This window comes from Aquimarina sp. RZ0 (genome assembly GCF_008370685.1).
Taxonomy (GTDB): Bacteria; Bacteroidota; Bacteroidia; order Flavobacteriales; family Flavobacteriaceae; genus Aquimarina.
Genome location: NZ_VTZU01000122.1, coordinates 1 through 10783, shown reverse-complemented (window position 1 = coordinate 10783; position 10783 = coordinate 1). Strand labels below are relative to the sequence as shown.

Below are 10783 nucleotides of genomic sequence, written 5' to 3'. Positions count from 1 at the left end.
TTATATATTAGATTTGAAGATCGAGTGGCACTTGATTTAGCGACCAAGCCCCAGGAGGGCTCTGGGAGCTAGCTCCCAGAGCCCTCCTGGGGCTTAACCCTGAGACAGGGTTATAATTACACTTCCAATTTAGAGTATCAATCACACTCCCAGGTAAAGTTAGAAATCTTAAATTTCTTCCCTTTAAAATTATAATGCCACCATTCTGTTCTGATGATAGAAAACCCATACTTCTCCATGGTTTTTCTTAATATTTTGCGATTGGCGATAACTTTTTCGGGCAAATTGCTATATGAATGATGGGCTTCTTTACCAAAATGATCAAATGCAGTCCCCATACTTAATTCATTACCATTTTGATCTGTCAATGTAATATCCACCGCTGCTCCTTTGTTATGAATAGATCCTCCTTTGGGATCTGCAACATATCCCGGATTCGGAAATATTTCCCACATCTTTTTCTGAACACTGTGTGGCCGATAACAATCAAATAGTTTCATTCTATATCCTTGTTTTCTAAAATCCCTATTTGCTTCAATTAACGCTTTGGCAACAATCCCTCGCACATAACATTTCTCACATGAATAGACAGCTTTCTTCAAAAAATTATCATCTGTCGCATATTTCATATCCAAAATAAAATAGCTCGATAAAGTTTCTATATTCACAAATTCATTATCATCTATATCTTGTAATAGGCTTCGCCCTTCCTGATCTTCATCAGACATTATTTCCCTATCTCTTAGATTTTGTCGTATTTTTTCATCACGTTGCTGAATAGATTTAGACCGCTCTAAAAGTGCTAACGTAGCTGCAGAAGGTCCAACACCTGTTTCTGCACAAGAAAAAATTAATGTTATAAAAGCACCTAAAAGTAATTTTTTTGACATCATATTCCCTTTTTTTGGTCACATTTCAAAAAATCAAACTTGTACGTTTATATAGCCTTAAAAGATAAAACTTACGATATAAATTTCATCTAATCTTATAAAAATAAACTACTTCTAAAAATGTTATCCAATATTTCCCTGCCCCAAAGATACATTGTTTATTAAAGGTGTTTATATAAATGTTAAAAAATTAACATTTATTACTGTTGAAGAATAATTTTACAAGGAATTTAATTTTTTCTAAAAAGCGAAACACACTACTCTAACTGTTCTATCCTACTGGATAAAGAGTCTTCTACCTTTTATTCATGATTCAAAAAAACACCTATGTATGAATTATCCTTGCATGCTTACAAATCATACTTTGTTAAAACAACTGTTAATTTACACTGTTATAGTCCCCGTTTTTTATTCTTTTTGTGTAGAAGTATCTATACTCATTACACGATTCATCATTGATTTTTTTCCTTGAAGTTGTGCTGCGGCATCTACAGTAAAAGTTCCATGTGTGACAATTTCATCTCCATTTTTAAGACCATCTACTATTGTATACGTAGTGCTATTAGAAACACCTAAGGTTACTTCTCTCATTTCAAAAATTGGTTTATCAGTGCTCGTCTTAATGTACACTACGGATCGTTTTCCAGTCCAGAGTACGGCACTTTTGGGAATCGTAATTCCTGTTGATTTTTCTGCTAATCCTGATACTACGCCTTCTATAAACATTCCGGGTTTAAAGATTTGATCTTTATTATTCAATATGGTTCTTACTGATACTGTCCTTGTTTTAGTATTGAGAACCGGATCTATAAAACTAATTGTAGCCGTAAAGGTCTTATTGGCATATGCATTGGTTGTAATCTTTATTTCCTGACCTTCTCTTATAAAAGGAATTTGATGTTCGTATACATCAAACGATGCCCAAACGGTATTTAAATCCGAAACTTTATACAAAGTCTGCCCTTTGTGTACATGATCTCCTTCTTCTACCATCTTTTCTGTGATAATACCAGAAACATGGGAGTGAATAGGAAAAACCTCTTTGATTTCTCCAGAAGATTCTATTTGAAGTATCTGCTCTTCTGAGAGTTTTCTTATTCTTAATTTATTCCGGACAGCCTTATACAACTCCGGCTGTGTTTTTTTTAAAGAAATTGAGGTTACTAATTCTTGCTGAGCAGTCATTAATTCTGGTGAATATATCATTGCTAATACTTGTCCTTTAGCTATATTTTCGCCTATGGATTTAGTAAAAAGCGTTTCTATCCTGCCTGCAAAATGCGTTACTTGTACGGATTGTTTATCTTCATTTTCTTTGATTTTTCCAGACAGTTTCAGATTTCTGCTACCCATGTCAGTATTTCCAACAACAGATGTTTGGATATCTGCCAGTGCCAGTGCATTTTCGCTCATCTTAAATTGATGTGTAGAGAGTTCTTCTGAGGGAGCTCTGGTCGGTGTAAGATCCATTCCGCAGATGGGGCAATCACCAGGATCCGATTGTATAATCTGAGGATGCATCGAGCAAGTCCATATCTGAGAAGCCATCCCTGCTGTATGATCGTGATTCACTGGTATTTCTCCTTCAGATGTCTTACCAAAAATCAAGTAACCTGTCAGAAACCCTACTAATACTGCAATACTAATATATAGAACTTTCTTCATCTCATTATATTTTTTGTTTTAGAAGTCAGATGGAATCTTGGGTGATGAACATAATCTTTCCACTGACTTTTAAAAGATTTTTTTAATCGTTTCATTGCGATGATCTTCTTTTAATTTTTCTAAGCGTCGGAGAGGAAACATACCATAGTACAAAACCACTGGTAACAGTAATCAACCCAAGCAAAGAAAAAGTTCTTAAAAGAATTGTATTAAAATCATCTCTTCCTTCATAATCCATGGTATGTGTCATCCACAAGAAATCAAACCATCGCCAGGATTGATGTCGCACTCGCTGAAACTCCCCATCGCTGGCAGATACATACGCTTTTACCTTATCAGGATGATCATAACTTATCACATAGGCAGGTAAGGGTCTTCCCCGATACTCATGGTGCTTACCTACTGCCGTAATCAGATCAACGGATACCATCCTTAGTGTATCCAACATATGTTCTGAAGCTATGCCTAGCGCCTCTTCCCTGGAAATTCCACGTTTTACAGCTCCTGATACTGCATCAATCAATATACTATCATTAACCCAATAATAGGGTTGCCCTGCAATGGATTTTAATCGTAATGATGAAATAGCATATCTGGATGAAAATGTGTCTAATCCTGATACGTTCGTAAACATAGCTGGTTTTACTTCTTTTCTGAACTGATCTCCATGGATATCATCAAGATCTGTCCAGCTAAAGTATAGTCCGCTAACAGTCCACATAAGGAATTGAATCCCTAGAAATACCCCAAGATATCGATGGGTCTTTCTAATCCATAATGCCGTTTTTCGTTTTACCATATCTCTTAGTTATTACTTAATCAAATGTATGTAACAACATTATAAAAGCCATGACCAGCATAATTGAATTCTCTACAAAGGTTGCCTTGGTCATTGGGAGTTTTAATGCTGTTCCCAGGCAAGCACATTGAATACTTTTTTTATCTACTAATGTTTTGGTAACCCCTATGGTCGTTATTCCTAATAGTACAATCGTAATTATCAATCCTATTTCTATCCTAAATCGCATTAAAAACATCAGCCCCAAAATCGTTTCTATAAAAGGATATATCCAGCCATATACTGGCAATACTTTTGCCAGTGGGTCATACATACCAAAAGACGAAGGAAATCCTCTTAAATCTAACATTTTAAAAAAGCTAAAAACAATATAAAACAACCCCATAAAATCCAACATAAAACCACGTATCTCCCAAGGGTCATAGTTCATTAAAATAGCAGCTGTGGTGATATACCCCAGAATCAGGAACAAAGGAAATAATTGCTTCCATTCATTTATCTGGTGAGTAATCAGCTTTGGTGCTGTACTCTTATCTTCTTTGATCTCTGCTATCGTATATTTATTCGGTATTTTTTCTTGTAAAAAACTGGAATTAAGATAATTTTCAGAATCGATTATAGCATTGCTGCTTTCCAGATCTACTTCTACAGTGCGGATTTCTGGTATTGACTTTAATGCACTTTCTACCGTATTTCTGCAACCATTACAGGTCATTCCTTCTATCTTATATAGCTGTTTCATCTGTTTATGTATATTGTTTGGAGATCAGATAGCATTTCTGATACTATAATTAACCTAGTCATCCCATCTTCGTATTTATATTCTAAAAATTATCTATTTAAATTTACTTTTATCTGCGTATTTCTATGATAGAAATAGTATCAGTTCACTTTATAGTTTTGTTGACATTTCCGCATATCAACATTGATTTTCCAAAATAAGGATTACGAATTTCTTCAGAATCTGATAGCCAATATCCACCATTTTTATCAAGAGCCATTGGACAATATTGTTTATAAACCGCTCCAGAAGTAATAGTTGACTGACTGATTAATTTTTCTGTTTCACTCGTGAGTGTTACAAAAAAATCCCGTTGTTTTTTAAGCTCTCTAGTTAATGATATTAGCTTTGTGGTAGCTTTTAATTGTTTGGTTGCTGCAGATTCTGCTATCAATGCTTCCATTTTTCTTGCTTCCTGCCGTACAACGCTAACATTAGAATTTACCAATCCCCTCTTTACTCCAAGATAATGCTTATATATTCTGGTAATATGCTCATCCTCAAACACGACTTCACTTTTAGAATCCGTACGATCAAGGTCTTCATCACTTGCAATGACTACCTCCTCCTGCTGTATAGAGATATTCTTTACAGGTTCTTTTTTTTCTTTCCCACAGGATACTATCGATATAAAAACTACGATCAGTATACTAACAATTATTTTCTTCATTTTATTTATTCTATAATGGTTCTACTTTTTTTTTAACACAAGAGCTTATTTATCTCAAATAATTGAGAATCGCTGTCTGCTGGAAATACATAGCGATTGCCTCTATTTTTTTAATTCTGAAAGTGAGTATCATTTGCTGAACATCTAATATCTCATCAAAGTCCAATCGGGAGTTCTCATATTCAGAAAGTACTATCTTTTCTGCTTCTTTGGCCTGCATACTATTCTTTTGCTGGGTATCATAATTAATACGTGCCGTAATCCTGGTATTTATGGCTTTTTCCATTAAACTTACAAGATCATTCTGAGAAGCTTCTCTGCGCTGAAAAACTTCTTCCTTTTGTAATTCATATTGTTTGCTACGCGCACTATATTTCCTGGAAAACAATGGAATTGATAGTGAAACCATGGGCATGATAATATCTTTACCATTATCAGAAAAATTCACATCAGGTCGCTCCTCAACTATTATATAATCCAGTCCTACTCCTATCGAAGGGAGTGCTTCTTTGGTATTTACTATTTCTCTTTTTTCTATAGCATCATTTAGACTATCATATGTAAGTAATTCCGGGTGATATGTTATATCATCTAACATCATCATTGGTTCTTCTTCTGGTATAATAAGATTATCCGGAATATAAAGGGTATCAAAACCGTCTCTGTTCAATAATTGATTCATTGCAGATTCATAAGTAAGCATATCTCCTTTTAAAATTTCTTTTTCATTGATCAGGTTATTTTTGGCAATGGTCAGCTTAAGAACATCAACAGCAGAAGCATTACTATTTTCTACTTCTTTAAGAGCTGTCTCCATATAGATGTCTAATAATTTTTCCTGTTCATCCAGAATACGCTGCTTTGCCTTTACTTCATATAATTCATAATATTTCTTTTCAATCATTAGAATCATTTTTCTTCGTGCGATCTCTAAGTTGTTTTTATATACTTCACTTTCTGAAGAGACTGTTTCTTTTCTTGCTTTGATTGTCCCAAACCACGGCATACGTTGCTCCGCACTAAACTTTGCCTTCTGCGCACCTGTACGTGTTTCTGGTTCACTAACAAAATATCCTGTTGCTATCGTGGTATTAGGCAAACTCCTTACCTCATCTATACCTGCTACACTTGCTTCATAGGCACTCTGTAAGGCTTTTAACTTTGGATTATTCTGTTCAGCTTCTTTTATATAATCCTGTAATGTCTGACCATTTGTTAGATGAAAAACAAAAAGCGACAAGTAAAAAGCCATTGCTTTTCCTGAACGAAAAGTAAAAAAACGAAAAATCATATTTTTTTTAAATTGAGTATAATCCATTTTATGTACTGCAAACAATATTTCAATAATAAGTAGCTGACAACGTTTAACTACCCGAATAGAAAATGCATCACTTTTATTCATATCCGTTTCTTTTACTATTTTTTGTTATTGAAGTGGTGTACACTTTTTTCAATTCGCTATAAAAATGTCTTTTTTCACTCAATTTTTGTCTTTTTCTTACTTCGTAACCCTGCTATGAAGTGCAAAAAACACCTCAATTGATCAAAAAAATACTATTTTCCGCCTGAATCAAAAAAGTTTACACCACTTCATTGATAATTCTTTTAATTTCCTACTTCTCTCTTTTTTATCCTCACCTCTTCTTTCCAACTAAATAATACCGGCACTACAAATAACGTTATTAATGCTATTAACATTCCTCCAAAAGCTGGAATCGCCATCGGAATCATGATATCACTACCGCTACCTCTAGAGGTCAACACTGGTAGTAATGCTAAAACTGTAGTTGCGGTAGTCATTAAACACGGACGTATACGTTTTTCTCCTGCTTGTATTACAGAAGCTCTTATGCCGTTTAATGTTTTGGGGGTATTCTTTTTAAAAGTCTGCATTAAATATGTCGTCATCACTACTCCATCATCTGTAGCAATCCCAAACAAAGCAATAAATCCTACCCAAACGGCAACACTAAGATTAATGGTTTCTATCTGAAATAAATTTCTAAGATTTTTGCCAAAGAAATTGATATTTAAAAACCATTCCTGACCATACAACCAGATCATCAAAAAACCACCAGCAAAAGCGACCGCAATTCCTGTAAAAATAATAACCGTAGTTGCAATCGACCGAAATTGAAAATACAATATCATAAAAATGATCAGTAATGTCAAAGGTATTACAAAAGTGAGTGTTTTCTCAGCTCGCAACTGGTTTTCATAGGTTCCTGTAAATTGATAATTAACCCCCTCAGGAACTATTAGCGCTCCTGTTTCAATTTTTTGTCTGATTAATGCCTGGGCATTTTCAACCACATCAACTTCTGTATATCCATCTAATCTATCAAACAGCACATACCCTACTAAAAATGTGTCTTCACTTTTTATAACGTGTGGCCCATGTTCATATCTGATAACTACCAATTCACTTAATGGAACCGGAGCTCCCTGCGATACGGGAACAAAAATATTCTTAATATCCTCTGGATTATCACGCAATTCTCTGGGATAACGCACTCTAATTCCATAACGCTCTCTGCCCTCAACAGTTTCAGTTAATACCATACCACCCAGAGCAACCTGTATTACTTTCTGAACTTTCTCTATAGAAATACCATACCGCGCTATACGATTACGATCTATATCAATTAGCAAATAGGGTTTTCCTATAATCCTATCTGCAAAAACAGCTTCTTTTTTTACGCCTTCAGCCTGTTTCAAGAGCATTTCTAATTGAATCCCAAAGGCTTCAATAGATTCCAGGTTTTGCCCTTTTACTTTGATCCCCATAGGAGCTCTCATTCCCGTTTGTAGCATGAGTAACCTGGTTTCAATCGGTTGTAATTTTGGAGAGGAGGTAATTCCGGGAAGTCTTGTTACCTCAACAATTTCTTTCCATATATCATCAGGAGATTGAATATGTGATCGCCAATTCCGGAAATACTCACCATCCTCATCAGGAATTAATTGATCTTTTCTGGCATGAGGACTGGTGACAAATTGTTTATTTTTTAGTTCAAAAAAGCCTTCATTATTTACTTTAAAGCGTTGGCGTTTGCCTGTATCATTTAAAACGTATTCGGGTTTATAAATAATAATATTTTCATACATTGACAAAGGTGCCGGATCTAGTGCCGATGCTATTCTTCCGGCTTTCCCAACTACAGTCGCTATTTCTGGAATACTGGCTACCGCCATATCCAATTGCTGCAGCACTCTTTTATTTTCTTCTACCCCAGAATGTGGAAGAGAAGTTGGCATCAAAAGAAATGAACCCTCATCAAGAGAAGGCATAAACTCTTTACTGGTATTTCTCATGATAAACAGCCCTGCAATTATAATCGCTACCGGCAAGGATAGAAATAGCAATTTATTGTTGAGTGCCCAATGTAAAATCCGAACGTAATACATCCTGAATAAGCTGAATATTCCTAGTAATCCAAAACAAATAAATCCTACAAAAATAAAATTCCAGAAAATTGTAGTGTCCACACCTAATGGTCTCCAGTATTCTGCCAGTAAAAACACAATCGTGATAGCCGAAGCAGCAATATGTATCAGTTTTGTTTTCTTCTCTGAGATTCTTCCGGTACGTTTTAGAATGTTGACCATGCCAAAAACAACTAATACAAAACTTAGCACATATCCATAAAAAATTCCTAGTAGCCCTGATAAAATCAGAAGTATACTAATTGCATAGCTCATTGCTTTTTTTGTCACTCGTTTTCTAAAAAAATAAGCTGCAAAAGGGGGTATCAGGAATAAAGTAATGCTAACCGAAGCAATTAAAGCCACGGTTTTGGTAAATGCCAGTGGGCGAAAAAGTTTTCCTTCTGCACCTATCATGGTAAAGACCGGAATAAAACTAATGATGGTAGTCAATACAGCTGTCATTATAGCTCCAGAGATCTCTGTAGTTGCAGTATATACTACTGTATCTACAGGTAAATCTTCTTTATTTTCATGAAGATGACGTATTATATTTTCTGAGAGTATAACACCAATATCCACCATAGTCCCAATAGCAATTGCAATACCTGATAATGCCACAATATTAGCATCCACATCAAAGATTTTCATAGCAATAAAAACCATCAATACTGCTACTGGTAATAATCCAGAAATCAAAACGGATGCACGAAGATTAAAAACGATCATAATAATGACCAAAATAGTAATCAATATTTCCAAAGTGAGCGTCTGGCGTAGCGTATCCAGTGTTTTCTCAATCAATTCGGACCGATCATAAAAGGGGACAATGGTAAGTTGCGAGGTACGACCATCATCCAGTACCTTGGACGGTAATCCTGTACTTAGTGTACGTATTTTATCTTTTACATTAGTTATCACCTCCAGAGGATTTGCTCCATATCTGGCAACAACAACACCTCCTACTACCTCTGCTCCTTCTTTATCCAGAATTCCTCGTCTTGCTGCTGGCCCCATAGAAACTTTGGCAATATCTTTTATAGTAATTGCGGTATAAGCTGTAGCGGCAACTACGGTATTCTCAATATCAGAAATGGATGTAATATATCCCAACCCACGAACCATATATTCTGCTCGATTGATTTCTAATGTCTGAGCCCCAATATCACGATTGCTTTCTTTTACAGCGGTTACAATTTGATGTAATTCGATATCATATTGCCTCATCAACTCTGGATGTACATCGATCTGGTACTCCCGAACATGACCTCCTATAGAGGCTACCTCAGAAACTCCACTGGCAGCAGACAATCCATATTTCACATAGTAATCCTGAATACTTCTTAATTCCTGTAAATCCCAACCTCCTGTAACCTTTCCTTCTGCATCACGTCCTTCTAATGTATACCAAAATATCTGACCAAGACCTGTAGCATCAGGACCTAAAGAAGGCTTTACTCCTGCTGGTAATACTCCATCAGGAAGCGAACTTAATTTTTCTAAAATGCGGCTTCTACTCCAGTAAAATTCTATATCTTCTTCAAAAATGATGTAGATAGTAGAGAACCCAAACATTGAAGAACTTCTAATAGTCTTAACTCCCGGAATACCTAATAATGAAGTCATTAGCGGATAAGTGATCTGATCCTCAATATCCTGAGGAGACCTCCCATCCCATGTTGTAAAAACTATCTGTTGATTTTCTCCGATATCGGGAATTGCATCCACAGCCACAGGATTTCTGGGTAAAAAACCAATGTCCCATTGAAATGGAGCATTTATAAGTCCCCAACCTATAAAAATGAGTAATAACAGAAAGGCTATTAGCTTATTTTCTATTAAAAATTTTATGCTTTTGTTGAGCATTATATAAAATTTAGCAAATTAGTAGTAAAAATAAATTGAAATCAAAAAGAGCAATGAAATCAATACATTTTCGGATATCAACACCTATCTAAGGTATTGAATATCTGGTAGAACAAATGCTAAATTAAATTAAGAAAACCTGATATAATACTGTACTATCTATAGTTCGCTCCGGAGGATCATACTCTTTAAAAACAACATCCTCTTTCTCAGAAATTAGAAAGACATTGACACAAGTATTGTAGAAGTGTGCAAATAATAATTGTTTTGTAATATCTTTTTGACCTAATGAATCTTTTAATTCATCCTGCCCTTCCAGAACCAGTAACTCATCTTTACAACAAGATTTCTTTATCAGGATATCATTTGTATGATTATCACTCGTCATCTCCATTCCGCAATCTTTCGCTTTAGAAAATACCGCAACATCTACTAAGAACCTCCCACAATAATGTTTCTCTACCGTAAAAGAAAGTGTAGAAAACAATACTAAGAAAGCTAAAACAACTGATGCTATTTTCTGAAACTCTTTAATCATACATTACAAAAATACAGAATAATATGATACTCCCAATGCTTAGGACAGCTTAAAGATATTTTTAATTTCTAAGAAGCCATTTGTTTTTGGTAAAATATTTGATTTGGGGGTACTTTTCCAATTTCAGTATGTCTTCTTTTGGTGTTGT

General features: G+C 35.1%; 8 protein-coding genes. All 8 read right to left on the bottom strand.

Annotation, left to right across the window (positions count from 1 at the left end):
• Positions 1 to 137 precede the first annotated feature (137 nt).
• A complete protein-coding gene (locus F0000_RS25785; protein WP_255452902.1) occupies positions 138 to 890 on the bottom strand; it encodes a M15 family metallopeptidase in 753 nt (250 codons plus the stop codon).
• Between the two features lie 408 nt (positions 891 to 1298).
• Entirely contained in the window at positions 1299 to 2555 is a 1257-nt protein-coding gene (locus F0000_RS25780) for an efflux RND transporter periplasmic adaptor subunit (RefSeq protein ID WP_149627587.1), read from the bottom strand.
• A gap of 91 nt (positions 2556 to 2646) precedes the next feature.
• Positions 2647 to 3354, bottom strand: coding sequence for a PepSY domain-containing protein (locus tag F0000_RS25775; RefSeq protein WP_149627586.1), 708 nt, complete (start codon positions 3352 to 3354; stop codon positions 2647 to 2649).
• Between the two features lie 16 nt (positions 3355 to 3370).
• Positions 3371 to 4096, bottom strand: coding sequence for a MauE/DoxX family redox-associated membrane protein (locus F0000_RS25770; RefSeq protein ID WP_149627585.1), 726 nt, complete (start codon positions 4094 to 4096; stop codon positions 3371 to 3373).
• Positions 4097 to 4241: 145 nt separating this feature from the next.
• Positions 4242 to 4805: a DUF3347 domain-containing protein gene (locus tag F0000_RS25765; RefSeq protein WP_149627584.1), complete on the bottom strand. Its 564-nt coding sequence runs from the start codon at positions 4803 to 4805 to the stop codon at positions 4242 to 4244.
• 49 nt (positions 4806 to 4854) lie between these two features.
• Positions 4855 to 6207, bottom strand: a complete 1353-nt coding sequence (locus F0000_RS25760; RefSeq protein ID WP_149627583.1) for a TolC family protein — start codon at positions 6205 to 6207, stop codon at positions 4855 to 4857.
• Between the two features lie 203 nt (positions 6208 to 6410).
• Positions 6411 to 10097, bottom strand: a complete 3687-nt coding sequence (locus F0000_RS25755) for an efflux RND transporter permease subunit (RefSeq protein ID WP_149627582.1) — start codon at positions 10095 to 10097, stop codon at positions 6411 to 6413.
• 124 nt (positions 10098 to 10221) lie between these two features.
• The gene (locus F0000_RS25750; protein WP_149627581.1) at positions 10222 to 10635 is read right to left on the bottom strand and encodes a hypothetical protein; all 414 of its coding nucleotides are present in this window, start codon (positions 10633 to 10635) and stop codon (positions 10222 to 10224) included.
• Between the last annotated feature and the right edge of the window lie 148 nt (positions 10636 to 10783).

What these genes read in the sequence shown, in the direction of transcription:
- F0000_RS25765 (WP_149627584.1), bottom strand. Translation starts at nt 4,805, where the DNA reads ATGAAGAAAATAATTGTTAGTATACTGATCGTAGTTTTTATATCGATA.
- F0000_RS25760 (WP_149627583.1), bottom strand. Translation starts at nt 6,207, where the DNA reads ATGAATAAAAGTGATGCATTTTCTATTCGGGTAGTTAAACGTTGTCAG.
- F0000_RS25785 (WP_255452902.1), bottom strand. Translation starts at nt 890, where the DNA reads ATGTCAAAAAAATTACTTTTAGGTGCTTTTATAACATTAATTTTTTCT.
- F0000_RS25780 (WP_149627587.1), bottom strand. Translation starts at nt 2,555, where the DNA reads ATGAAGAAAGTTCTATATATTAGTATTGCAGTATTAGTAGGGTTTCTG.
- F0000_RS25770 (WP_149627585.1), bottom strand. Translation starts at nt 4,096, where the DNA reads ATGAAACAGCTATATAAGATAGAAGGAATGACCTGTAATGGTTGCAGA.
- F0000_RS25755 (WP_149627582.1), bottom strand. Translation starts at nt 10,097, where the DNA reads ATGCTCAACAAAAGCATAAAATTTTTAATAGAAAATAAGCTAATAGCC.
- F0000_RS25775 (WP_149627586.1), bottom strand. Translation starts at nt 3,354, where the DNA reads ATGGTAAAACGAAAAACGGCATTATGGATTAGAAAGACCCATCGATAT.
- F0000_RS25750 (WP_149627581.1), bottom strand. Translation starts at nt 10,635, where the DNA reads ATGATTAAAGAGTTTCAGAAAATAGCATCAGTTGTTTTAGCTTTCTTA.